The organism is Mesorhizobium sp. B2-6-2 (genome assembly GCF_006440615.1).
Lineage (GTDB): Bacteria > Pseudomonadota > Alphaproteobacteria > Rhizobiales > Rhizobiaceae > Mesorhizobium.
The window spans coordinates 784,728-809,520 of sequence record NZ_VFUG01000001.1 but is presented as its reverse complement, the minus strand read 5'-3'; the positions used below and the strand labels follow the sequence as shown (position 1 = coordinate 809,520).

The 24,793-nt window shown below is 63.5% G+C and carries 22 protein-coding genes; 7 read left to right on the top strand and 15 right to left on the bottom strand.

Translation table 11 applies throughout. The features are described from left to right. Nucleotides 1–32: 32 nt before the first annotated feature. The 3 genes from FJ419_RS04005 to FJ419_RS03995 are packed head-to-tail and all read left to right on the top strand — an operon-like array spanning nucleotide 33 to nucleotide 4,635. Complete coding sequence (locus tag FJ419_RS04005; protein WP_181170590.1) at nucleotides 33–2,963, top strand: molybdopterin oxidoreductase family protein; 2,931 nt, start codon at nucleotides 33–35, stop codon at nucleotides 2,961–2,963. After that, nucleotides 2,960–3,694, top strand: a complete 735-nt coding sequence (locus FJ419_RS04000) for a 4Fe-4S dicluster domain-containing protein (RefSeq protein WP_140687757.1) — start codon at nucleotides 2,960–2,962, stop codon at nucleotides 3,692–3,694. The genes FJ419_RS04005 and FJ419_RS04000 overlap by 4 nt, the downstream gene beginning before the upstream one ends. A gap of 2 nt (nucleotides 3,695–3,696) precedes the next feature. After that, the gene (locus FJ419_RS03995; protein WP_140687755.1) at nucleotides 3,697–4,635 is read left to right on the top strand and encodes a DmsC/YnfH family molybdoenzyme membrane anchor subunit; all 939 of its coding nucleotides are present in this window, start codon (nucleotides 3,697–3,699) and stop codon (nucleotides 4,633–4,635) included. Between the two features lie 3 nt (nucleotides 4,636–4,638). Here the strand turns inward: FJ419_RS03995 and pdeM are convergent, their stop codons facing one another. From pdeM to FJ419_RS03970, 5 genes are all read right to left on the bottom strand, one after another. Beyond that, nucleotides 4,639–5,355: a ligase-associated DNA damage response endonuclease PdeM gene (gene pdeM / locus FJ419_RS03990; protein WP_140687753.1), complete on the bottom strand. Its 717-nt coding sequence runs from the start codon at nucleotides 5,353–5,355 to the stop codon at nucleotides 4,639–4,641. Between the two features lie 18 nt (nucleotides 5,356–5,373). After that, nucleotides 5,374–7,905, bottom strand: a complete 2,532-nt coding sequence (locus FJ419_RS03985) for a ligase-associated DNA damage response DEXH box helicase (RefSeq protein WP_140688141.1) — start codon at nucleotides 7,903–7,905, stop codon at nucleotides 5,374–5,376. Nucleotides 7,906–8,565: 660 nt separating this feature from the next. Then, on the bottom strand, nucleotides 8,566–9,426 hold the full coding sequence (locus tag FJ419_RS03980; RefSeq protein ID WP_140687751.1) for an NlpC/P60 family protein: 861 nt from the start codon (nucleotides 9,424–9,426) through the stop codon (nucleotides 8,566–8,568). Between the two features lie 48 nt (nucleotides 9,427–9,474). Further along, a complete protein-coding gene (locus FJ419_RS03975; protein WP_040985896.1) occupies nucleotides 9,475–9,825 on the bottom strand; it encodes a MarR family winged helix-turn-helix transcriptional regulator in 351 nt (116 codons plus the stop codon). A 67-nt stretch (nucleotides 9,826–9,892) separates the two neighbouring features. Next, on the bottom strand, nucleotides 9,893–11,257 hold the full coding sequence (locus FJ419_RS03970) for a leucyl aminopeptidase family protein (RefSeq protein WP_140687748.1): 1,365 nt from the start codon (nucleotides 11,255–11,257) through the stop codon (nucleotides 9,893–9,895). Nucleotides 11,258–11,382: 125 nt separating this feature from the next. Here FJ419_RS03970 and FJ419_RS03965 point away from each other — a divergent pair, with 125 nt between their 5' ends. Continuing rightward, nucleotides 11,383–12,210 (top strand): tetratricopeptide repeat protein, encoded by an 828-nt coding sequence (locus tag FJ419_RS03965; RefSeq protein ID WP_140687746.1) that lies wholly within the window; start codon nucleotides 11,383–11,385, stop codon nucleotides 12,208–12,210. A 153-nt stretch (nucleotides 12,211–12,363) separates the two neighbouring features. Here FJ419_RS03965 and FJ419_RS03960 read toward each other — a convergent pair whose 3' ends face one another. The 9 genes from FJ419_RS03960 to FJ419_RS03920 all read right to left on the bottom strand — a co-directional run bounded on the left by FJ419_RS03960 (nucleotide 12,364) and on the right by FJ419_RS03920 (nucleotide 21,565). Further along, complete coding sequence (locus FJ419_RS03960) at nucleotides 12,364–13,380, bottom strand: type II secretion system F family protein (RefSeq protein WP_140542027.1); 1,017 nt, start codon at nucleotides 13,378–13,380, stop codon at nucleotides 12,364–12,366. 13 nt (nucleotides 13,381–13,393) lie between these two features. Next, entirely contained in the window at nucleotides 13,394–14,407 is a 1,014-nt protein-coding gene (locus tag FJ419_RS03955) for a type II secretion system F family protein (protein WP_140542026.1), read from the bottom strand. A gap of 155 nt (nucleotides 14,408–14,562) precedes the next feature. Next, nucleotides 14,563–16,059: a CpaF family protein gene (locus tag FJ419_RS03950; RefSeq protein WP_140687744.1), complete on the bottom strand. Its 1,497-nt coding sequence runs from the start codon at nucleotides 16,057–16,059 to the stop codon at nucleotides 14,563–14,565. 30 nt (nucleotides 16,060–16,089) lie between these two features. Then, entirely contained in the window at nucleotides 16,090–17,379 is a 1,290-nt protein-coding gene (locus FJ419_RS03945; protein WP_140542024.1) for a CpaE family protein, read from the bottom strand. A gap of 39 nt (nucleotides 17,380–17,418) precedes the next feature. Continuing rightward, nucleotides 17,419–18,150, bottom strand: coding sequence for a CpaD family pilus assembly protein (locus tag FJ419_RS03940; protein WP_140687742.1), 732 nt, complete (start codon nucleotides 18,148–18,150; stop codon nucleotides 17,419–17,421). Nucleotides 18,151–18,164: 14 nt separating this feature from the next. Beyond that, on the bottom strand, nucleotides 18,165–19,673 hold the full coding sequence (locus FJ419_RS03935) for a type II and III secretion system protein family protein (protein WP_140687739.1): 1,509 nt from the start codon (nucleotides 19,671–19,673) through the stop codon (nucleotides 18,165–18,167). Next, the gene (cpaB, locus tag FJ419_RS03930; RefSeq protein ID WP_140687737.1) at nucleotides 19,670–20,482 is read right to left on the bottom strand and encodes a Flp pilus assembly protein CpaB; all 813 of its coding nucleotides are present in this window, start codon (nucleotides 20,480–20,482) and stop codon (nucleotides 19,670–19,672) included. The genes FJ419_RS03935 and cpaB overlap by 4 nt, the downstream gene beginning before the upstream one ends. Before the next feature lie 224 nt (nucleotides 20,483–20,706). Then, nucleotides 20,707–21,225 (bottom strand): prepilin peptidase, encoded by a 519-nt coding sequence (locus FJ419_RS03925; RefSeq protein WP_140687735.1) that lies wholly within the window; start codon nucleotides 21,223–21,225, stop codon nucleotides 20,707–20,709. Between the two features lie 160 nt (nucleotides 21,226–21,385). Further along, entirely contained in the window at nucleotides 21,386–21,565 is a 180-nt protein-coding gene (locus FJ419_RS03920) for a Flp family type IVb pilin (RefSeq protein ID WP_140687733.1), read from the bottom strand. A gap of 346 nt (nucleotides 21,566–21,911) precedes the next feature. Here FJ419_RS03920 and FJ419_RS03915 point away from each other — a divergent pair, with 346 nt between their 5' ends. From FJ419_RS03915 to FJ419_RS03905, 3 genes are all read left to right on the top strand, one after another. Beyond that, the gene (locus tag FJ419_RS03915) at nucleotides 21,912–22,334 is read left to right on the top strand and encodes a pilus assembly protein N-terminal domain-containing protein (RefSeq protein WP_140687731.1); all 423 of its coding nucleotides are present in this window, start codon (nucleotides 21,912–21,914) and stop codon (nucleotides 22,332–22,334) included. A gap of 140 nt (nucleotides 22,335–22,474) precedes the next feature. After that, entirely contained in the window at nucleotides 22,475–23,068 is a 594-nt protein-coding gene (locus FJ419_RS03910; RefSeq protein WP_140687729.1) for a TadE/TadG family type IV pilus assembly protein, read from the top strand. 37 nt (nucleotides 23,069–23,105) lie between these two features. Further along, nucleotides 23,106–23,723, top strand: a complete 618-nt coding sequence (locus FJ419_RS03905; protein WP_140687727.1) for a TadE/TadG family type IV pilus assembly protein — start codon at nucleotides 23,106–23,108, stop codon at nucleotides 23,721–23,723. A 3-nt stretch (nucleotides 23,724–23,726) separates the two neighbouring features. Here the strand turns inward: FJ419_RS03905 and FJ419_RS03900 are convergent, their stop codons facing one another. Continuing rightward, nucleotides 23,727–24,623: a PhnD/SsuA/transferrin family substrate-binding protein gene (locus FJ419_RS03900; protein WP_140688139.1), complete on the bottom strand. Its 897-nt coding sequence runs from the start codon at nucleotides 24,621–24,623 to the stop codon at nucleotides 23,727–23,729. Nucleotides 24,624–24,793: the final 170 nt, after the last annotated feature.

The following is a 24,793-nucleotide window of genomic DNA, read 5'->3' as shown; positions in this document are numbered from 1 at the left end:
AAGATGGCGAGCGGCAAGAGCGTTCGCGGATCATGATTCCCGGCGCGCCGCGCGGCGCCAATTCCGCCCCTTCGCAGCGGCCGCTGGCCGACAGCCGAGCGCCGGAGGAGGGCGACGGCGTCGAGACCTCGCCAAGCATCTCCGACCGCATCGCCAAGACCACCTGCTACATGTGCGCCTGCCGCTGCGGCATCGACGTCCACATCAAGGACGGCAAGGTCCGCTACATCAACGGCAACAAGGACCACCCGGTCAACCGGGGCGTGATCTGCGGCAAGGGCAGCGCCGGCATCATGCAGCATTACAGCCCGGCGCGGCTGAAGAAGCCGTTGCTGCGCACAGGTCCGCGCGGCTCCGGCGAGTTCCGCGAGATCGAGTGGGAGGAAGCGCTGACCATCGCCACCGAAAGGCTGTCGGCGATCCGCCGCACCGATCCGAGGAAGCTTGCCTTCTTCACCGGGCGCGACCAGTCGCAATCGCTGACCGGCTGGTGGGCGTCGAAGTTCGGCACGCCCAATTTCGCCGCGCATGGCGGCTTCTGCTCGGTCAACATGGCGGCCGGCGGGCTCTATACGATCGGTGGCTCGTTCTGGGAGTTCGGCGAGCCAGACTGGGACAACACGAAATACTTCATGCTGTTCGGCGTCGCCGAGGACCACGATTCCAACCCGATCAAGATCGGTCTCGGCAAGCTCAAGGCTCGCGGCGCCAAGGTGGTTTCGATCAACCCCTGCCGCACCGGGTACAACGCGATCGCCGACGACTGGATCGGCATCAGGCCGGGCACCGACGGCCTGTTCGTGCTGGCGCTTGTCCATGAATTGCTCAAGGCCGGCCGCGTCGATCTCGACTACCTGCTGCGCTACACCAACGCGCCGGTGCTGGTCGTTCAGGAACCGGGGACCGCCGACGACGGGCTGTTCGTGCGAGACGGCGACGGCAATCCGCTGGCTTGGGACAGAGTGGCCAAGCAACCGGTCAACGCAACCGACCCCGAAGCAAAACCGGCGTTGACCGGCAGCTATGAGATCGGCGGACAGCGCTGCGTGCCTGTCTTCCAGCTCATCGCCGAACGCTATCTTGATGAGACCTATTCGCCGGACGCGGTAGCTGAGCGCTGCGGTGTCGACGCCGACACGATCCGGTGCATCGCGGCGGAGTTGGCGCATGTCGCCTTCGAACAGACGATCGAATTGCCGGTCGCCTGGACCGATTGGGCGGGCCGCCGGCACGAGACGATCAGGGGCCGTCCTGTCTCGATGCATGCCATGCGCGGTATTTCGGCCCATTCCAACGGCTTTCACACCTGCCGCGCCATCCATCTGCTGCAGGTTCTGCTGGGCACCGTCGATGTTCCAGGCGGTTTCCGTTTCAAGCCGCCCTACCCGCGCCCGGCGCCGCCGGAGCCGAAGCCATGCGGAAAGAACGTTCGGCCGATGACGCCGCTGGACGGCATGCCGCTCGGCTTCGTCTGCAGCCCGGACGATCTTCTCGTCGACGAGGCCGGCCGGCCGACCCGCATCGACAAAGCCTATTCCTGGGAAGCGCCCCTGGCCGCGCACGGGCTTATGCACTCGGTGATCCGCAATGCCTGGGCCGGCGATCCTTATCCGATCGACACGCTGATGATGTACATGTCGAACATGGCGTGGAACTCGTCGATGAATACGGTCGAGACCATTCGTATGCTGACCGACAAGGACGAGGCGGGCGCCTACAAGATCCCGTTCATCATCTATTCCGACGCCTATCATTCCGAAACGGTGGCTTTCGCCGACCTGGTGCTGCCCGACACCACCTATCTCGAGCGGCACGACTGCATCAGCCTGCTCGACCGGCCGATCAGCCATGCCGACGGTCCGGGCGACGCCATCCGCCATCCCGTCGTGCAGCCGGACCGCGACGTGCGGCCGTTCCAGTCCGTGCTGATCGAGCTCGGCGCGCGGCTTGGCCTGCCGGGCTTCGTGGACGAGGACGGCTCAGCCAAATACCGCGACTATTCCGACTACATCGTCAACCACGAGCGCACGCCCGGCATCGGCCCTTTAGCCGGCTGGCGCGGAGAGAATGGCGGCTCGATAGGCAGAGGCGACGTCAACCCCAACCAGTTGCAGCGCTACATCGACAATGGCGGCTTCTGGCACCACGATTTTTCCGACGACCAGCGCTATTACAAAATGGGCAACCGCGCCTATCTCGATTTCGCGGTCAAGTTGGGTTTCATTCCCAAGGCCGAGCCTATCGTCTTCCAGCTCTACTCGGAGCCGATGCAGCGGTTCAGGCTTGCCGGGCGCGGCCATGGCAAGGTGCAGCCGCCGGAGGTCGAGCGCGGCCGCATCGAGGCCTATATGGACCCGCTGCCCTTCTGGTACGCGCCCTTCGAGGAGGACACTGTCGACCTGCAAAAATATCCGCTGCATGCGCTGACGCAGCGGCCGATGCACATGTACCATTCCTGGGGATCGCAGAATGCGTGGCTGCGGCAGATCACCAGCCAAAACCGGCTGTTCGTGCATAGGCAGACCGCCACCGAGCTTGGCCTTTCCGACGACGACTGGGTGTGGATCGAAAGCGTCAACGGAAGGGTGAAAGGCCAGATTAAACTGGTCGACGGCGTGAACCCGGACACGGTGTGGACCTGGAACGCGATCGGCAAGCGGCGCGGCAGCTGGGGCCTGAAGGACGATGCGGCGGAAAGCAATCGCGGCTTCCTGCTCAACCATATCATCGGCGACCAGACTGCGACGAACGCCAACGGCAAGCGCTATTCGAATTCGGATCCGGTCACCGGCCAGGCGGCGTGGTTCGACGTTCGCGTGCGCATCGCCAAATGCGCGCCTGAGGAAGCCGGTTTCACAGAGCCGCAATTCGAGCGTTTCGCCCAGCCGCCGCATTTCGAGCCTTCGCCTGACGTGCTTCGCTTCGGCGCCGCGTTTCGCATGAAGAGGGAAGCCGCCGAATGACCTGTCTTCCCGCTCGAACCGAGAAAAAACTCGGCCTCGTCATCGACCTCGACACCTGCGTCGGCTGCCAGGCCTGCGTCACCGCCTGCAAGGAGTGGAACACTGGCGGCCACATGGCGCCGCTGACCGACGTCGATCCCTATGGCGGACATGTCGACGGCGTCTGGTTCAACCGGGTGCATAGTTACGAGCACACGACGGAACAAGGCGGTCGCACGGTGAACTTCCCGCGCTCCTGCCTGCATTGCGAGCAGCCGGCCTGCGTCACCGTCTGCCCGACCGGTGCCTCCTACAAACGCGCCTCGGACGGCATCGTGCTGGTCGACGAGGACAAGTGCATCGGCTGCAAATTGTGCAGCTGGGCCTGTCCTTATGGCGCGCGCGAGCTCGATACCGATGTCGGCGTGATGAAGAAATGCACGCTGTGCGTCGACCGCATCTACAACGACAATCTGGCAGCGGAAGACCGCGTGCCGGCCTGCGTCGCCGCCTGCCCGACCGGCGCCCGGCATTTCGACGATCTGGGCGATCCGGCCTCCGCGATCTCGCAGCTTGTCGAGGAGCGTGGCGGCGTCGCGCTGATGCCGGAGCTCGGCTACCAGCCGACCAACAGATATCTGCCGCCGCGCGCCCGCAGCCAACGCGCGGCGAAGATGGACGCGCCGGCGCTGGAGCCGATCCGGGCCGAGGGAGGTTTCCTCGGCTGGATCGACCGCATGCTTTCGAACTGATCATGCATCCCGCCTTCTCGGTCGTCTTCTTCACCACTGCCACAGGCGCCGGCTACGGCCTGCTGGCACTGCTCGGCCTGCTTGGCGGATTTGGCGTGATCCCGGCCGATTTCTGGCTTGGCCTTGTCGGCATGGGGCTGGCGCTCGGCCTGGTCGCGGGCGGCCTGTTGTCCTCGACCGGCCATCTTGGCCGCCCTGAGCGAGCTTGGCGCGCTTTCTCGCAATGGCGCAGTTCGTGGCTGTCGCGCGAAGGCGTGGCGTCGGTCGTCACCTTCATCCCCGCCGGGCTGTTCGGCATCGGCTGGGTGTTGCTCGGCAAGAGCGGCGGCTGGGTGGCGGTCGCCGGCCTGCTGGCGGCGGCAGGCGCGGTCATGACAATCTGCACGACCGGCATGATCTATGCTTCGCTGAAGCCGGTCGCGCAGTGGCACAGCCGCTATACTTTGCCGGCCTATCTCATCTTCGCGGCGATGACGGGAAGCGTTCTCGCCAACGCCTTGCTCCAGGGATTCAAGCTGGGTTCAACGGCGATGCCGATCTGGCCTCTGCTTGCGACGCTCGCCGGCTGGGGCTGGAAGCTTGCGACCTGGCGCTACAATGACCGGCTGGAGATCCCGACCACCGCCAACACAGCGACCGGACTCTCCGGCGGCATGGTGCGTTCGATCGAGTGGCCGCACACGGAAGAAAACTATCTGCTGAAGGAAATGGGATTCCGCATCGCGCGCAAGCATAGCGCCAAGCTGCGGCGGATCACGCAGGTGCTGGCCTTTGCCGTGCCCTCCATCCTGCTGGCTGCCGTGTTCTTCCTGCCATGGCCGTTGGGCGCGGTCGCATCCGTGCTTGCAGCCGTCGCGCAGCTTGCCGGCATGCTGGTCGAGCGCTGGCTGTTCTTCGCCGAGGCGAAGCATACGGTCACGCTTTATTACGGCAGGGAATAAGTTTCAGCCCGGCCTCAGCATCGAGCCGGAAATGGCGAAGATGCGCTCGGCACCGAGCATGTAAGCCATCAGCGTTTCCAGCCGGAACAGGCCGGCATAGGCGCGGTCGAGAACGTTGAGCGAGCCGGTGTAGGCGCCGAAGGCCGGCATGATCATGCGGCCGCCGTCGCCGGCAAAGCAGCGCCGCCTGACCGAGCGGCCGCGCTGGACAATGCGCGCGCAAGGGTGGAGATGGCCGGCGATCTCGCCTTCGACCCGCAGCTTCGACGGCTCGTGGCGGAAGAGCAGCGAGCCGATGGCTAGTTCCCGCACGGTCTCTCCCGGCAGGTCGGCTGGCGCATCCGGGTCGTGGTTGCCGGCGACCCAGAACCAATCGCGGCCGGCCATCATCGCCTCCAGGTGCTCGCGGAAACTCTGATGCATGCGCTCAGCACCGCCGCCGTCGTGGAAGGAATCGCCCAGGCTGACGACGATCCGCGGCTGGTAGTCGGTGATCACCGCCTGAAGCCGCAGCAAGGTGGCGCCGGTATCATAGGGCGGGATCAGCGCGCCGCGCCTGGCGAAGGATGAGCCTTTTTCGAGATGCAGATCGGAGACCGCGAGCAGCCGCAGATCGGGGAAATAGAGCACGCCGCGCCGATCGCAGACCGCGCGCTCGCCGGCGATGCCGACAGGGTCGGCCTCGGCGATCAGCGTTGCGCGCGACAGCAAAAAATTCATCCCCTCCCAGGCCTTCTTTCAGTCTGTCATTTCGGGCCCCATGGCCTCTTTGACGAGGGTGGCGGCATCCATCAGCAGCGTTTCGTCCGCCTCGCCATTCACCGGCATTTTGCCGATTTCGAGCATAATCGGCACGGCGAGCGGCGATATCTGTTCGAGATTCTTATGCATGATTCGACCGCGGATGCGCGAGAGCATCTCGGCAAGTCTGCTGACATCGAGCAACCCGGTCGCGGCATCCGTGCGGGTAGCCTGCAGCAGAATATGGTCGGGTTCATGGCTGCGCAGCACGTCATAGATCAGGTCGGTCGAGACGGTCACCTGGCGGCCGCTTTTCTCTTTGCCGGGATGGCGTTTTTCGATCAACCCGGAAATCAGCGCGCAGTTGCGGAAGGTGCGCTTAAGCAGCCAGCTGTCGGCAAACCAGGCTTCGAGGTCATCGCCCAGCATGTCTTGATCGAACAGCGTGGCCAGCGACGGTTTTCTGTTCCTGAACATCCAGCCCATGTCGGCCAGCGACCAGATGGCTAGCGCATAATCGGTGGCGACGAAGCCGACCGGCTTGGCTCCCGCCCGATCCAGCCGGCGGGTGAGCAGCATGCCGAGTGTCTGATGCGCAAGCCTGCCCTCAAACGGATAGGCCACGAGGTAATAGCGGTTGCCGCGTGGAAAAGTCTCGATCAGCAGATCATCGCGTTTCGGCAAAACGGACTTGTCCGCCTGAAACCGCAGCCAATCCGACACCTGCTCGGGCAGTTTCTTCCAGCGTTGCGGGTCATCGAGCATGGCCCGCACCTGCTCGGCGAGATAGGTCGAAAGCGGGAATTTGCCGCCGCCATAATAGGGCACTTTCGCGTCACTGCCGGGCGCATTCGAGACGAAGCACTCGTTCTCGCGAATGCCTTCGAAGCGCAGGATCTTGCCACCGAACATGAAGGTGTCGCCGTGGGTCAAAGTCTCCAGAAACGCTTCCTCGATCTTTCCCAGCACCCTGCCGCCGCGCGAGGCCGCCCCTCTGCTGCCGGCCTGGACGTAACGCACATTGAGCGCCGGCACTTCGATGATGGTGCCGACATTGAGCCTGTATTGCTGGGCGACGGCCGGATTTGAAATCCGCCACAAGCCTTCTTTGGTCTGCCGGATGCGGGCATAGCGCTCATAATTTCTCAGCGCGTAGCCGCCCGTGGCGACGAAGTCGATGACCCGGTCGAATGTCGGCCTGTCCAGGCTGGCATAAGGCGCAGCCGTCCTTACTTCATCGAACAGCGTATCGGCATGGAACGGCGCCCCGCAGGCGCAGCCCAGCGCATGCTGGGCCAGTACGTCGAGCCCGCCATTGACCAGCGGTGGCGTGTCCTGGGCGCCGAGATAATTGGCATCGAGCGCCGCCCGGCATTCCAGCACCTCGAAGCGGTTCGCTGGGATCAGGATCGCTTTCGATGGCTCATCCATGCGATGGTTGGCGCGACCGATGCGCTGCGCCAGGCGGCTCGCTCCTTTCGGTGCGCCGACATGCACAACCAGATCTACATCGCCCCAGTCGATGCCGAGGTCCAGCGTCGAGGTGGCGACGATGGCGCGCAACGCATTTTCGCCCATCGCCTTCTCGACGCGGCGGCGCTGGGCGACATCCAGCGATCCGTGATGGAGCGCGATCGGCAAAGTGTCTTCATTGACGCGCCATAGCTCCTGGAACAGCAGCTCGGCCTGGCTGCGGGTGTTGACGAACAGCAGGGTCGTCTTGTGGCGTTTGATCTCCCGGTAGATTTCCGGCGTCGCGTAGCGGGCCGAATGTCCCGCCCATGGCACCCGTTCTTCTGAATCGAGGATGGAGATGTCGGGCTTCGCACCACCGGTAACGACTATGAGCTCCGACATGGCGCCGGGAGAAGCCTGGCTTACCAGCCAGCGCCGCAACTCGTCAGGCTCGGCCACCGTGGCCGACAGGCCTATGGTTTGCAACCCGGGCACAAAGGCGCGCAAGCGCGCAAGGCCGAGCGCCAGCAGATGGCCGCGCTTCGAGGTGACAAGCGAATGGAGCTCGTCGAGCACGACATAACGCAGATCCTCGAAGAAGCGCTTGGCGTCGTTCGAAGCGATCAGCAAAGCGAGCTGTTCTGGCGTGGTCAGCAATATGTCGGGCGGCGCCAGTTTCTGCCGCTGGCGCTTGTGCGAAGGCGTGTCGCCGGTGCGCGTCTCGATGGTGACAGGTAAGCCGATCTCCTCGACCGGCTTGCCGAGATTGCGCTCGATGTCGACGGCCAACGCCTTGAGCGGCGAGATGTAGAGTGTGTGGATGCCGCGGCGGGCTTCGCCCGGCTTTCGCTTCGGACGGTTGGCCAGCTCGGTCAGCGACGGCAGGAAGCCGGCCAACGTCTTGCCGGCGCCGGTCGGCGCGATCAGCAGCACCGACTGGCCGCTTTGAGCCTTCGCCAGCAGCTCGAGCTGATGGACGCGCGGCGACCAGCCCTTCTCGCCGAACCATCTGACGAATGGCTCAGGCAGCAGGATGGCGGCATTTTGCTCGGCAAGGCGCGGCTGCTCGGTCACGCGCAAGACGTAGCGCGGCGGCAAGCAATCGCCAAGGAAAATCGGAACAAAAGGGGATCAGCGCCCTTTTCCTTCTCCCCTTGTGGGAGAAGGTGGATCGGCGCGCTAGCGCCGAGACGGATGAGGGGTGCTGGAAGAAACGAGACCTGACTAGTTCTCCGACACAGGGATTTTGAAAGGTTGGCGTTTGTCTTAGGGCAAGATTTACGTTCATTGCCGTGAAATCAGCGCAAACGCCGGGGATTGGTTGAAGCCGCCCCAACCTCGTCATTCTATGGCGGAGCAAGGAGCGCAGCGACGCGCGCAGACCATAGAATCCATTCCGTGACTTGGAAGCGCCGCCTCGGTGCCGAATTTTGCTCCGTTGCACGCCTTGGCGAAGGTAACGGCATGGATTCCAGGGTCTTCGCGACGGAGCTTCGCTCCTGCTCCGCCCTGGAATGACGATCGCGATGGCGTTTTCGGCCAATCTCCAAAGCATGCCACCTGCCAACCCAAACAGAGCCGACCGGTCAAAATCCCTGTGAAGTGCCACTAGATAGAGGTGCTAAAGAAGCTTAGCTCTTCAACGTAGCGATCCGTCCAGCACCCCTCATCCGTCTCGGCGCTGCGCGCCGATCCACCTTCTCCCACAAGGGGAGAAGGGGAGAGGTAAAGGCGCTACGGCCTCCTGAACCCCGTCGGGCCGCCATAGAGATAGCCGATGCGGTCGACCGCCTCTTTAAGGCCTTCGCGCGAGACCAGCATGGTGTGGCCGTTGGCGTGGATCATGTCTTTTTCGCCGGTCATGATCGCGACGTGGCCTTTCCAGAAGACGAGATCGCCGCGCCGGAGACCTGAATAGTCCGGACCCGGCTCGAACGGCGTGCCGATCGACGCCGCCTGCATGTCGGCGTCGCGCAGGACATCCTTGCCCGTCATGCGCATTGCCAGTTGGACGAGGCCGGAACAGTCGATGCCGAAGCCCGAGACGCCGCCCCAGAGATAAGGCGTGCCGAGGAAGCTCTCGGCGACCGTGACGTAGTCCTCCGCCAGCTCGGCAATCGATCGCAAATGGCGGGCGATGATCGCCTGGCCGGAGGGCAGCAGCGCGTAATTCGTGCCGCGCGTTTCGGCCGAGCCGGTTACCGTCACCGTCGAGCCCATCGACAGCAGTCCGCCGATTGGAAAACGCAGATCGGGGCCCGGATAAAGGAAGGTGCGCGGCACGGAAACAATATGCGTGGGCGCATGTTCGCGCGCCCCAAGCAGATTGTCGGCCACATAGCCGACATAGCCGTCGCGCTCGGCCTGCACCCAGGCCCAGCCTTCCGCGTCCTCGAAGACGAGCACGTCGTCGCCGAACAGCGCCTGCGTGTTGACGCCCGCGTCGGGGCGCGGCGCGCTGCGCAGGTCGGCGACCGACGCCGTGATCCGCGCCGGGCGGCCGGTGACGAAGCGGTCGGCGGCGACCTCGCCCTTCAGCCTCGCATCGGCAAGGTCGGAGCGGAAAGCATGAAGGCGGGCATCCCTGACGGTCAAATCGATAATCCAGTCAAATCAGCAGTGAACCCAGATGGGGCAATGAGGTCAGATGGGCAGTTCGTGCGCCCTGGCGACGATACCATCGCCGAAGCGCTCGACAAAGAGCGCGCCTTCCACCGTGCGCCGGATCAGCACGTTGCGCTTGTCGAGCTCGTCGCGGTGGCGCGAGACCAGCTTCAGCGCGCCCATCGTGTCCAGCGCCCGGGTGATGACCGGTTTGGTGACGTTGAGCTTGGCGGCCAGCCCGCGCACCGTATGGGGCGGCGGATCGAGATAGATGGTGAACAGGATAGCCGTCTGGCGCATGGTGAGATCGGGCTCGCCGTCGCGCACCTGGGCCAGCATCACCTGCTGCCACAGTCGCAAGGCCTGGCTCGGGCGCATCGAGATCGACATCGCCCAAGCATGCCGGCAAATTGTTTCGGTTCCGTTTCAGTGACGATCTGCCGCTTTGTCTTCCGGCTCAGGCAAATCGCTGCGTGATTATCCGCTCCAGCGCACGAATGCCTTGGGCTTCGCCGCCGGTCAGGCCGTAGGGTCGGTCGGCCGGGTTCCAGGCGAAGATGTCGAAATGCGCCCAGCTGTCGGTCTTCTCGACGAAGCGCTTGAGGAAAAGCGCGGCGGTGATCGATCCGGCAAAGCCGTCCGTCGTCACATTGTTGATTTCGGCGATCTTCGAGGAAAGCTTTGCATCGTAGGGCCGCCACAAAGGCATGCGCCACAGTGGATCCTCGACCGCGACCGACGCCGCGCCCAAGTCGGCGGCAAGCGTCTCGTCGTTGGTGTAGAAAGGCGGCAGATCGGGCCCCAGCGCGACGCGGGCGGCTCCAGTCAGCGTCGCCATGTCGACCAGCAAAGCGGGCTGCTCCTCGTCGGCCAGCGCCAGAGCATCGGCCAGGATCAGCCTGCCTTCGGCGTCCGTGTTGCCGATTTCGACCGTGATGCCCTTGCGGCTCCTGAGCACGTCGCCGGGCCGGAAGGCATTGCCGGCGATCGAATTCTCGACGGCGGGGATCAGCACGCGCAGCCGGACATTCAGTCTCGCCGCCATGATCATGGCGGCGAGGCCCAGCACGTTGGCGGCGCCGCCCATGTCCTTCTTCATCAAAAGCATGCCCGACGACGGCTTGATGTCGAGGCCGCCAGTGTCGAAGCAGACGCCCTTGCCGACCAGCGTCACCTTCGGCGCGTCGCTACGTCCCCAGCTCATGTCGATCAGCCGCGGCGCGCCGGTGGAGGCCCGGCCGACGGCGTGGATCATCGGGAAATTCCGCATCAGGAGATCGTCGCCATGGATCACGGAGATATCGGCGCCGTGGGCGGTCGCCAGTTTTCGGGCGGCTTCTTCCAGTTCGACCGGACCGAGGTCGCTGGTCGGCGTGTTGACGAGGTCGCGTGTCAGGAACACGCTGTCGGCGATACTGCGGACATGCGCCGCGTCGGTGCCCTCCGGAAGCGCGAAGCGCAAAGTCTTGCCGGGCTTCTTGCCGTAACGAGTAAAGACATAGCCGCCGAGGACAAGCGCGAGCGCCGCGAGATCGGGTTGCGCCGGGCGCGATGCGAAATGCCAGTCGCCTTCTGGCAACGCCCTTGCGAGCGCGCCGAGGGCAAGAACGCTTTCGCCATCGCCTGTCCCGAACAGCGCGCCGGCAAGCCCGCCACCCTCGCCCGGCAGGACCAGCGTGCGCCCTGCCTCGCCGGAAAAACCGTTGGCTCTTGCCCAGGCGACGGCGGAGGGCGGCAGTGCCGCGGCTTCAAGGGCGTCCTTCGCCACCAGATAGACAGGCAAGGCGGCTTCCGGCCTCTGTTCGACGAGTTCGACAGGCATGCGATGATCTCCGGCCGAACAGTTCGAGTCGGCGCTTCTTAACGGTCCGTTAGGGTTAACAGAATATTTCTGCCGGAGGGAAGACGGCCAGCCAATGGTCGCACAGGAATGGAGACCGGGCGCCGATGCCGACCGAAGCGTTGAACCTTACAGCCAAGCGTCTGATCACCACGGCTTTCATGGCGGCGCTGGCGGCCAGCGTGGCGGGTTGCGGCAGCACCAGCAAGTTCACCACGGGCTCCATCTCCCGCTCCGACAGCAGGCCGCTGGAAACGATGTCGTCCGGCGAATTGCGTACCGCCACGTCCAGGCTCGGCCAGTCCTATGCCCGCAATCCGGGCGACAAGCGCGTCGCGATGAATTTCGCGGCGGCGCTGCAGATGGACGGCGATGCCGACCAGTCTTTGGCGGTGATGCGCAAGCTGGCGATCGCCTATCCCAAGGATCGCGAGGTGCTTGCGGCCTATGGCAAGGCGCTCGCCGCCAACGGCCAGTTCGAACCGGCCCTCGATGCCGTGCGGCGCGCGCAGACGCCCGAATATCCGGACTGGAAGCTGGTGTCGGCGGAAGCGGCCATTCTCGACCAGATGGGACAGAAAGACGAAGCGCGGCAGGACTATCGCAAGGCGCTGGAACTGAAGCCGAACGAGCCTTCGGTGCTGTCCAATCTCGGCATGTCTTATGTGCTCGAAGGCGACCTGCGCACGGCGGAAACCTATATGCGCTCCGCCGCGCAGCAGCCCGGCGCCGACAGCAGGGTGCGACAGAACCTCGCGCTGGTCGTCGGCCTGCAGGGCCGCTTCGACGAAGCCGAGAAGATCGCCTCGCAGGAGCTGTCGCCCGAACAGGCGCAGGCCAACGTCGCCTATCTGCGCCAGATGCTTGCCCAGCAGAACGCCTGGAGCCAATTGAAGGATCAGGACAAGGACAAGGCGAAGGTCGCCACGAACTGACCGCAGACTGCATTGCCAAATAGACCACCGTTGAAATCAAAAAAAGCCGCGCGGATCCCCGCGCGGCTTTTTGATTTGAAGCGAACGGCCTTAACTCTTTGTTTTTACGCAATTCCGGACGGAAAACCGCTCGACACTTTTCCTGGAATTGCTTTACTGGCTCGAGGAGCTGTGCTGGTCGCCGAAGATGCCGCGCTGGCTGACCTGGATGCCGGCCGGTCCCAGAATGATGGCGAACAGAACCGGCAGGAAGAACAAGATCATCGGCACGGTAAGCTTCGGCGGAAGTGCCGCGGCCTTCTTCTCGGCGGCGTTCATGCGCATGTCGCGGCTTTCCGAGGCGAGCACGCGTAGCGCGTGCGCCACCGGCGTGCCGTAGCGTTCGGCCTGGACCAGGGCCTGGGACACCGACTTCACCGATTCCAGGCCGGTGCGGCTTGCCAGGTTCTCATAGGCGTTCTTGCGGTCCTGCAGATAGGACAGCTCCGCATTGGTGAGCACGAATTCCTCGGCAAGCGCCACCGACTGCGTGCCGATCTCGTCGGCAACCCTGCGCAGGGCCGCTTCCACCGACATGCCGGATTCCACGCAGATCAGCATCAGGTCGAGCGCGTCCGGCCACGCCAGCTGGATCGACTGCTTGCGCTTGGTCGCGCGGTTGTTGACGTAGAGGATCGGCGCATAGAAGCCGCCATAGGCGACAACGACACAGACGAACAGCTTGATGAAGGCCGGCTGCTGCGGCAGGCCGCCGAGCACGAACAGATAGATGGCCGCCAAGGCAAAACCGACGAATGGCAGGACCAGGCGGAAAAAGAGGAAGCGCGTCAGCGGGTTTTGGCCGCGGAAGCCCGCGACCTTGAGCTTCTGGATCGTGCTTTCATCGGCAAGCGCGCGCCTGAGATCCAGGCGGTCGACGATGTTGCGCATGCCGATGGACTGTTCCTCGCGCAGGCCCTTGCGGCGGCGGTCGGCCTCGTTGGCCAGCCGCGCACGCTGCTCGGCGCGCATTTTGTCGCGTTCGAGCGCCACGCTTTTCATGCGCGACTTGAGCGACGTGCCGCCGAACGCCGGCAGGAGCGTGAAGACGGTCGCGAACACGGCGATGCCGACCAGCATCGCGATCAGGAAAGAAGGGTCGGTGAGTGTTTTGACGACCTGCTCTGTCACCGGATCCGCGCCCCTACACTTCGAAGTTCATCATCTTGCGCATCACCAGGATGCCGATCGACATCCACACACCCGAGCAGCCGAGGATCAGGTTGCCGACGTTGGTGGTGAACAGCGGCATGATGTAGTTCGGGCTCGACAGATAGACGAGGAAGGCGACGACGAACGGCAAGGCGCCGATGATGACGGCCGATGCCTTGGCTTCCATCGACAGCGCCTGGACCTTGGCCTTCATCTTCTTGCGGTCGCGCAGGACGCGCGAAAGGTTGCCCAGCGCCTCGGACAGGTTGCCGCCGGCCTGCGACTGAATCTGGATGACGATGCCGAAGAAGCCGGCTTCGCTGCACGGCATCGTCTCGGGCATGCGCATGGCGGCGTCGGGCACCGACATGCCCATCTGCTGGGAATCGACGATGCGGCGGAATTCGGACCGGACCGGTTCGGGCGATTCGTTGGCGATCAGGCGGATCGCATCATTGAGCGGCAGGCCGGACTTGACCGCGCGCACGATGATGTCGAGCGCGTTCGGAAATTCTTCCAGGAAGGCCTTGGTGCGACGTGTGCGGCGAAACGACACGAACCAGCGCGGCAGGCCGAGGCCGCCCACCAGCAGGGCACCGGGCAGCGCCCATAGAGGCGCGCCGAGGAAAAAGAGAACGGCCGTCAGGATGATCCCGCAAACAGCGGAATAGATATAGAAACGCTCGATCGGAACCTGCATGCCGGCTTGGCGGATCTGAACCTTCAGCGGCGGTTTCTTGACGTTGCGATCATTGGTCTTCTGCTTCTCGTCGAGCTGCTTCAGCGTGTCCTGAACGTTTTTTCGCCGCTTGACCGCTTCCGCGGCGCGGTCGCGCGTCGCTTTCACCACCGACCGGTCCGTTTCGGCTGTCTTGATGGTCTGAAGCCGCTTGCCGGCCTGCTTCTCGTTGTCGATGCGCGTGAACAGGAAAGCATAGGCCACCGCGCCGGCGCTGAAGCCGGCAAGCACGATGAAAGCCAGTACGGTGGTGTCAATTCCGAACATCGACCGGGGTCCCTAGGGCATTTCGCCGTTCCAAGCAAACGGCGAACCGCCCTGTCTCTTTGTCTTGACGCAATTGCGGACGGAAAGTTACGGCGACGTCGTCGAACCCGACCGCATCACACTTTTCCTGGAATTGCTTCCAACCTCCAGATGCATCAGTCAGCGCGTTTCTCCATCGCCTCGAGCGCATTGGCGAGGCGCTGCTCCTCGCCATAATAGCGGGCGCGGTCCCAGAAATGCGGACGGCCGATGCCTGTCGACACATGCTCGCCGACCAGCCGGCCGCCGGCGTCTTCACCCTTGATGTTGTAGAGCACAAGATCCTGGGTGATGATGACGTCGCCTTCCATGCCGACCACCTCGGTGATGTGGGTGATGCGGCGTGAGCCATCGCGCAGGCGAGCCGCCTGGATGATCACGTCGATCGAGCCGACGACGATCTCGCGCACCGTCCGCTGCGGCAGGGAATAGCCGCCCATGGCGATCATCGATTCGATACGATTGAGGCATTCGCGCGGGCTGTTCGAGTGGATCGTCCCCATCGAGCCGTCGTGACCGGTATTCATCGCCTGCAGCAGGTCGAACACCTCCGGTCCGCGCACTTCGCCGACGATGATCCGCTCCGGCCGCATGCGCAGGCAGTTCTTGACCAGGTCGCGCATGGTCACCTCGCCTTCGCCCTCCAGATTGGGCGGCCGGGTTTCGAGACGGACCACATGCGGCTGCTGCAGCTGCAATTCCGCCGAATCCTCGCAGGTGATGACGCGCTCCTCGCGGTCGATATAGTTGGTCAGACAGTTGAGCAGCGTCGTCTTGCCGGAGCCCGTGCCGCCCGAGATGACGACGTTGCAGCGGACGCGGCCTATGATCTTGAGGATTTCCGCGCCTTGCGGCGAGATGGCGCCGAACTTGACCAGCTGGTCCAGCGTCAGCTTGTCCTTCTTGAATTTGCGGATGGTGAGCGCGGTGCCGTCGATCGACAGCGGCGGCGCGATGACGTTGACGCGCGAGCCGTCGGGCAGGCGTGCGTCGCAGATCGGGCTCGATTCGTCGACGCGGCGGCCGACCTGGCTGACGATGCGCTGGCAGATGTTGAGCAGCTGCTGGTTGTCGCGGAAACGGACGCCGGTCTGTTCGACCTTGCCATTGACTTCGATGTAGACGTTCTTGGAGCCGTTGACCATGATGTCGGCTATGTCGTCGCGGGCAAGCAACGGCTCCAGCGGTCCATAACCCAGAACGTCGTTGCAGATGTCCTCGAGCAGTTCTTCCTGCTCGGAGATCGACATCGCGAAATTCTTGATCGCGATGATGTCGTTGACGATGTCGCGGATTTCCTCGCGCGCGCTCTCGGGATCGAGCTTGGCGAGTTGCGAAAGGTCGATCGTGTCGATGAGCGCCGAAAAAACCTGGCTCTTGGTGTCGTAATAGGTCTCGGAGCGCTCGCGTTGAACCCTTTTTGGCGGCTCCGGCGCCATGGGCGGCGCCTCGACGGGCCGGCGCGCCGGCGGCGTGGCCGGCGTGCCGGACGGCGGCGCGGCCGGTCGTTCGGCCGTCATCGTCCCGGTTGGAGCGGCGGCGGGAGCGGATGCCGGCGGACGGAATTCGGGCGTTGCCCGGCTGCCGTCGTCTTTGCCTCTTTTACCAAACATGATCGACTACCCGATGCCGCTCAATCAGCGTCACTTCTTGTTGCGCGAGAGCTTGCCGAGGATCGAGCCCAGGCCTGCTTTCTTCCTTGTCTTGATTTCGCTGCGTCCGGTCAGCACATGCGCTATTTCATTGATGGTGGTCACGACGGGGCTCTTGGCGTCCATCTCGGAGAGCATGCGGCCGTTGTTGGCGGCATTGCCGAACAGCAGCGGTTCGAAGTTGATCACCGCCATCGGGGTGATGCCGAGCGGTTCGGCGAAATCGGACGCCGCGATCTCGGGCCGTTTCGGCACGCCCGCCTGGTTGATGATCAGCTTCGGCGGCGGATCGTTCGGACGCAGCCGCTTCAGCATGTCCACCATGTTCTTGGTGTTGCGAAGATTTGCGAGCTCGGGCGTGGCCGTGATGACGATCTCGTCCGCTTTGATCAGCGTGCTCTTGGTCCACCCGCTCCAGACGTGAGGGACATCGAGGACAAGCAGAGGCGCGCTGCGCTGCGCTGTCTCTATGATCTGCGCGAAGGCCTCGGAGTCGAAATCGTAGACGCGCTCGAGCGTGGAGGGAGCTGCGAGCAACGACAGATGCTCGGCGCATTGCGCAAGCAGGCGGTCAAGATAGACCTCGTCCACCCGCTCCGGTGAAAACACCGCCTCGGCGATGCCTTGCGCCGGATCCTGATCGAAATTGATGTTGGCGGTGCCGAAGGCGAGATCGAGATCGGCGATGACGACCTCGGACTTGAACAGGGAAGACATCGCCCAGGCGACATTGTGAGCGATGGTCGAGGAGCCGACGCCGCCCTTGGCGCCGATGAACGCGATCGAGCGGCCGATCGGCTCCGAATCCGGATCGACGAAGATCGACGACACGACGCTGACGATGTCTGTCATCGAGACCGGCGCGATGACATATTCGGAAATGCCCGAACGGATCAGCTCGCGGTAGAGCCCGACATCGTTGTAGTGGCCGATAACCACCACCTTGGAGGACGGATCACAATATTCCGAGAGCTGGCCGAGCTGTTCGAGCAGCTGCTGCGGTTCACTGCGCGATTCCAGCAGGATCAGATTCGGTGTCGGCGCGGACTGGTAGAACTCGATCGCGGTCGGGATGCCGCCCATATGGACCTTGAGGTGGGCCTTGGCCATCCGACGATCCTCGCCGGCGCGCTCGACGGGGTTGGCGACCCCCTCGGTCTCGCAGAAGGCCTGGATCGAAATGCGCGGCACGGGGCGCAGCGCCTGCATGGCGGCGATGTCCTGCTGCGAAAGGTCGCCGGTTTCCGCGGGCGTGTCGTAGGCAAGATTGCTCATCGTCATGCTCTTTCCGTGACTGCTTTCTTCGTCGTCCGGCGCAGCTTAGTAGGTTACTTCCGAATTGCCGAGGAACTCGTCCGAGATGCCCCTCTCGCGGTACTTGTCGATCACCGCGCCGCGATTTTCGGCGTCTATGTCGGACTGTTTGCGCGGCCCGATCAGATCATTGGGATTGGCCAGCTGTGCTGCGAGGTTGTTCTGATAGGAGCAGCCGAAGTCGGCGTAGTGCTTGTTCTGCGACGTCTCCAGCATGTCCTCGGGCCAACGCCCGCATTTGTCGGTCTGGGCCCTCACCGCGACGAAGGCGACGCGCACCGGCGCTGACGCCTCCGGCACCGCCGACTGATAGGATGTCATGACGATACGGTTGCGCTTGACGCCTGCCGCGATGGCGAGCCTAGCAAAATCGCGACCCGCGGCCCGGGCGGCAAGCTCATTGGCGGACCCGGCCGGCATCGCGATCGTCAGCGCCGGCGCGGCGCTCTTGTCGTAGCCGTCGAGAAAACCGAGCAGCGTATCGCGCTGCGCACCGGTCATGCCGCGATCACCGGCGCCGACCGGCAGGTCGATCTTCTGGTTCTTCTCGGCAATGACGATCGGATGAGTCGTGCGGTAGTCGTCCGGTATCGACCCGACGGTTACGCTGTCGCGGTTGGCGCAACCTGCGAGCAACGCGGCAAGCATGACCGCCAATGCCGGGACCACCTGCCGACGGATCCTTGCGATACCGGATGCTGTCCGGACCGTCATGACCTTCGATGCTGACTTGGACATATCCGCATTCCCACTCATTTGTAGATGAAGCCCACGACGCCGTGGTAGCGGCCGGCTGGCCTGTCGGTCTGCATGGTGCCGTAGACGCGGTTGACGCGGCCGAGGAACATGCCGGCGCCGTCGCTCGCAGGATTGAAATTGTCATCCGGCTTCGCCAGATCGTTGCGTGCAACAGGCTTGACTAGGTAAGGCGTGATGATGATGACGAGCTCGCTTTCGTTGCGCACGAAGTCACGGCTACGAAATAGAGCGCCGAGGACCGGTATCTTGGTCAGGCCAGGCATGCCGTTGAGGGCCTGGCGCACATCGTCACGAACAAGTCCGGCGATCATCATCGATCCCCCGGAAGGCAGCTCCACGGTCGTATCCGCCAAGCGCTTGCGCAGCGATATGATGTTGGTATCGCCCAATGCAACGGAGCCTTCCGTCGTCGGCTCTGACACCGCGGTTCTCACTTTCAGGCTGATGCGGCCAGCCGACAGGACCACCGGCTGGAATTCCAGTCCGATGCCATAGTCGACCTTCGATGACGTCCAGGTTCTGTCGGCATTCTGATTGTCTGCCGATTTGTTGCTGGTGACGGAGGTCACTATGTTGTATTCGCCGCCGACCTTGAACGTCGCCTTCTCACCGGAGACCGCCGTTAACGTTGGCTCCGCCAGTGTCTTCATGGCACCAGACTGCTCCATGGCGTTGATGGTGCCTTGCAGGGATGAAGTGGCGAAGCTCAAGCCTGAGGCGGACAGTGGCTTGCCCAGACCCGGGAAAGTATCGCTGATCGCACCATAGCTGATGCCATTGCTGCCACCGCGGCCAACCATGTTGACGCCGAGCTGCTTCATCACCGAGCGGCTGACTTCGGCGACGGTCACCTTGAGCGTCACCTGGTCGTCGCCTATGATCTGCAAGAGGTTGACGATCTTGGAGGTCCGGCGCTCCTGGTCGGGATTGTTGATGTCGACGCCGCCATTGACCGAGCCGCCGGCGGCGGTCTGCGAATATTGGCCCGTCGTCGCTTCACCGCCGGACACGAAGATGGTGGCCAGGTCGACCGCCCGCTTGGCATCGAGGGGCGTGTCGACCATGCCCGTCAGGACGACGTTGTCGTTAAGAAGCTCGACCTTGATCTGCGAGGATGGGATGAAGCGCCTGAGATAGTCTTCCAGCCCTGCGACGTCGCGCTCGACGGCCAGATCCAGGCTGACGATCTGCTCGCCATTGGGGCCGAAGACGAAGATGTTGGTCTCGCCGACCGCCTTGCCGAACAGGTAGATGCGCCGCGCGGTGCGCGTCACGGCATCGGCAACCGCCGGATTGGCGACGAGAATATCGTAGGCGTCGCTCGGCAAGTCGATGACCACGGATTTGTTGAGGCCGAGCTTGACGCGCTGCGTGGCGACGGAAGCTGACACGCCGGCTCCCGCGGCCTTGGCTTCGACCAGCCCCGGGGCGCCGGTGCCGAGCACGAAAAAACCGATCGCCGCAGCGGCCAGGAAGGGCAGCAGTTTACCGTTCAGCCTCATTTCCTTGCTCCTACCTCGGAAACCTCGCCGGACTTGATCAGCCGCACGGTTCCGCGTCGGCCGTTGCCGTTGACCAGATAGTCGGCTTCGTCCGTCGTCTTTTCATGGATATCGGTGATCGGGCGCAGCGCCAGCGTCAGGCGGTCGGCCATCTGCTGCGCTACCGTGATGATCTCCGCCTGCTGCGGCGTCAGCTCCAGCGTCGCGGTCTGGCCGACCCTGGTCTTCTTGCCTTCCTCGTCTTCCTGGATGGTCTGGTCGATGGCCAGCACGCGGATGTTCTTGAGGATCGTCTCGGTGTTGAAGCCGCTGCCGCCGTTGCCGGTGTCGGCGCGGCGGGTCATGATGACATCGACGAAGTCGTTGGGCAGGATGAAGCCGCCGGCGGACGTGTCGGCCGATATCGCGGTCGCGACGGCGCGCATGCCGGAAGGTAGGATCGACGACATGAAGCTCTGCCCCTCGCCGACCAGCTTGGAGCGCCGCAACGGCTCGCCGGTATACATGGCTACGCGGGCGACCGAGCCCTTGAGCTTTTCGATCGCGTCAGGCTCGGCGGCGCGCGTGATGAAATTGGCGTTGACGCCATCGGCCGGCCATTGTTCCCAGCCGATGTTGGTGCCGAGCTGGCTGCCCATCGACACGTCACCGGAAAGCACCAGCACATCCTGCAATGCGATCGCCGGCTGCTTGGGCGCATCGACAATGACCTGAGGCGGCGGCGCTACGACCATGTTCTTCGCCACGTAGCCCGCGCCACCCGCCGCGACCGCAGCCACGCCCAGAATAATCAATCGGGATGCTGGCATTCGTCCGAAACCCTTCGCCTCATGGCAAACCACCTCGCCAGGCCGGACTTTGCAGCTGCAATCGTCAAAACAAGGTTAATGTAATGCTTACGATCGTGATTAATTTAAGGTTTACTCAAATTGGATCGAACGGCCCGCCGTTAGCAGAAAAAGCGGGCCGGGGCCGCCCTTCCGATATGATAAAAGGCGGCCGCCTGGGATCGCCGACATCGAGATCGCCGGGCCTATGTCGTGAGCCTCTCCAGCGCCCAGACCATCAGCGGCGAATCCGGAAACGTGATCAGTCCACCCGCGCCAAGCGCGATGCCATATGGGATGCCAACGCTCTCGTCTGCGAAATGGCGCAGAAATCGGCTGTGGCCGGTGTACGTGACGAGCGGCGACTTCCGGTAGGCAAGGATTGCGAGGGTAAGCAGGCCGCCGATGAAAGCCGACGTCACCAGATAGCCGATCAGGTTGATGTTGAGGCCCATCCACAGAGCGGTCGCGGCCAGAAGCTTGGCGTCGCCGCCGCCCATGCCGCCGAGCGCAAAAAGGCCGAAGGTCGTGGCAAGCACGAGGGCGCCGGCGGCGAAATGCCAGCCATAGGTTGCCCAGTCCATGCCGGCGAGCGGCGCAACAAGCGCGAATGTCGCCACCAACAGCACGGGAACGCGGTTGGCGATCGTCATCGACAGCGTGTCCGAGATCGCAGCAAACAGCATGCAGAAAGGAAAGACGACGAAGATTACGGCTTCAAGCATGGATGCGGCGTGCCTGTGGCATGTTTTCAGCGGCATCCTAGGCGCGCTGGATTAACGATCGATGAGGCCGGACGATCAAAATCGGCCGACTGCATGAAAAAAGGGCCGCCAGCTGGCGGCCCTTTTTCTTTCTGTCGAAAAGGCGCGATCCGCAGCCTTATTACGGAGCCGTGGCACCGTTGAGGGTGGCGGCGATGTTGGCGAACTTGGAGTTCAGCGCGCCGCCGAGCTGGCTAGCGCCAACCATGATGGCGAGCGCGATGAGAGCGGCGATCAGACCGTATTCGATGGCGGTCGCGCCGGATTCGTCCTTCACGAAACGTGCGATGAGATTAGACATTCGAGAGCTCCTACTCCACGTGTTACAGCACTTCCGTCAACTTCTCTTCCGGGTTGATCGGATGCTGCAAATCTAGGGAGAAGCCGTTTCGATCGGCTTAATAAACAGCCTTACCGATTCCTTTCCGGTGACGAACGCACTGTGTGGTTAACCGTGGCCTAAACATCGCCAGCCGGCCCGGACCCCCGGAAACCGGCGCTTGTGCAATATTCCTAAAACAGTAAGCACCATCGACGAATGACGCACCAGGCGAACCGGTCTTTAATCATGGCGGGCCCGGCTTAACCGTTGGTTCACCAATCTCGTTCATGTTCCGTTGAAGAATCTGCCTGCCGGGAGCGCTTCAATGACGTTGTCGAGATCGCTGTTTCCAGTCGCCGCGCTGCTGGCAACTGCCGCCTTGGTCATGCCGGCCAGGGCCGGCGCCGGCATAGAAGTCACCATGAACCAGGCCAAGATCGTCAAATTGTCACGCGGCGCCGATACGGTCGTCATCGGCAATCCGGCAATCGCCGACGCCTCCGTGCAGGACGCCTCGACCATCGTTCTCACCGGCAAGGGCTTCGGTGTCACCAATCTGGTCGTGCTCGATTCGGAAGGCAGCCCGATCATCGACGAACAGGTGACCGTCGTGCGACAAGCCGCCTCCTCGGTGCGCATCTACCGACGCGCCGAAGTCCAGACCATGTCCTGCACACCCTATTGCGAGAGCGCATTCAAGAGCGAGGCCGAGAAAACTTCCGAAGCCGAAATGAGCGCCGGGCACTGAGCTCTGCGAGGGCGAACCTACGGGCATTAAAGACAGCTTAAAGCTTGCCCGACGAATTTAACGATCATCAAAACCGGAACTCAATGGGTTATCGCTAACCTTGCCGCCGGTACCGCAGAGGGGATCGGCAGGAACGCAATATGAGCAAGGATGCCACATCCGGCAACGGCGTGAATAACAAGGCGCGGGTCAGAGTCCGCCCCGGCTTCTTCAGCGACAGGCGCGGCAGCACGGCGATGGAATTCGCGATGCTGGCCATCCCGTTCGCGCTTCTCGTCTTCGCCATCCTCGAGAGCTGCATTTCGTTCGCAGGCCAGGAGGTGATGGCCAACGTCACCGACGATGTCGCCCGCCAGCTGCGGACCGGGCAGTTGCAGCAGTCGAACGTCACAGAAGCCTCGATCAAGCAGCTGATCTGCAGCAGGCTTGAGATCATGGTGGCCCAAGGCTGCCCGGGATTGGTGGTAGACCTGCGCGAATATCCGAGTTTCGCCGACGCCGCCACGGCGGGCTTCAAGATCGTGGATGGAGATATCGTGCTTGTGCAGGGCACGAATTCGACGACCCCCACCGTCTCTCCCGGATTGGCAGAGACCATCAACATGCTGCGGGTGTTCTACAAATGGCCGGTGATGACCGATTTCCTGGCCCAGTCGATGGCAAATCTGAAGGACAAGAAAACGCTGCATTTCGCATCGGTGACCTGGCAGAACGAACCGTTCGACGACAATTGAGACTGCTCGACGGCCAAGCCGCGGCGTGGAGGACGATATGCATAGTGCGGGGGCACTCCGGGGGATTTCGGCAAAGGTGGCGCGGTTTTGCCGCGATCGCCGCGGCGTCGCGGCGATCGAGTTCGCGTTCATCGTGCCGGTGCTCCTGATCATGTACTTCATCACGATGGAGGCCTCGCAGGCCATCGAGACCGGGAAGAAGGTCAGCCGCATCGGCAGCATGGTCGCGGACCTCGTCACGCAGCAGCAGGCCGTCGTTAAGGCTAACCTCGATGCAATGATGAAGATCGGCACATCGACGCTTCGGCCCTACAATCGCTCGGATCCGACGATCATCATCACCGGCATACAGATATCCGACGAGGCGGCGCCGACAGTGAGGGTGGCGTGGTCGCGCAAGCTGGTGGGCAACACCTACAGCGTCGATGCCAATCCCGGCGACACCACGATCGTCCCCTCGACGCTGATAATCCGCAACACTTTCCTGGTCCGCGTGGAAAGCGACCTCGGCTATGTGCCTGTCATCGCCTGGAGCGAGAACAACAACCAGCAGAAGGCGCTTGGATTGTTGTCGACCTTCAGCCACATAAAGATGAGCGAGACCTATTATCTCCGGCCTCGCCGGAGCCCAACGATCCCCTGCAGCGATTGCTGACTGTCAGTCCCGGCCATCGGATGCGTGCCGCACGATGGCCTTGGCCATAGCGTAATCCTTGGATGCCGCCGGCACAAAGCCACCGGAATGCGCTGCCTCCAGCAGGTCGTATATGTCGGGCGTCTGGGACCTGAGATTGGTCAGGAAGACCGTCAGCCGGCGCTTTGCCTCGGGATCGAGATCGTTGCGGACGGCGTGCGGGCCGTAGCGCAAGAGGCCCGAGGTCCACAACACCCGAAGCGACGCCTCTGGGATGCCGGCAGCCTCAAGCCGCGCGACGGTGCCCTCGGAACGGCTGGACCGGCCGCCGGTATCGGCCGGTTCCCAGCCGAACATGGCGTCCGCTTCGCCGCCGCTCAGCATCGTCTCGGCCGCGGCGGCTGAAGCGGCGCGCGCCAGAAAGGGCGAATCCCGCGTGACGTTGACGCCTTCGACCGGCAGCGCCGCCAGCGGCAGCAGCGCGCCGCCGACATTTTCGGCCGGCGCTATCGCGATCCGGTGCGAAGCCATGGCGGCAAGGTCCGCAAGCCGGCCATCGCGCGTCACCAGGATAGAACGGACGCCGACGGCGCCGTCCGCATCGACCGGCGCCACCAGAGGCTCGACACAGCCGCAGCGTTCCGAGGCCGTGGCATAGGCGAGAGCGGAATAGATCGCATATTGCACGCGCCCGCTCGCCTGCGCCTCGATCAGCGCCGCGTAGTCGCGCGCAACGACGAACTCGACCTTCATGCCGAGCGCATTGGCATAGGCGTCGGTCAGGCGCGCGAGGCCCGGGACGGTGTTGCCGCCGCCCGGTTCGGCGACGACGCCGATGCGGAACGTGCCGATGTCGTCACGCCAGTCGGCGCGTGCCGGCGAGGAGGCGGCGCCGAAGGCCGCGAGAGCGGCCACGCACATGTTCACGGCCTGCCTTGCCGCGGTTTTGCCGCGCCTTGCCATACCTGCCACGCTCCCGCCCCGCATCCGCGCCTCGCCTAAACTATGGCGCCAAGCCGTTGCGGTTTGGTTTCCGATTTGCCAACGCCGCCGGGGAACCTTATGTCTGGCGATCAAGGCTGACAACAAAG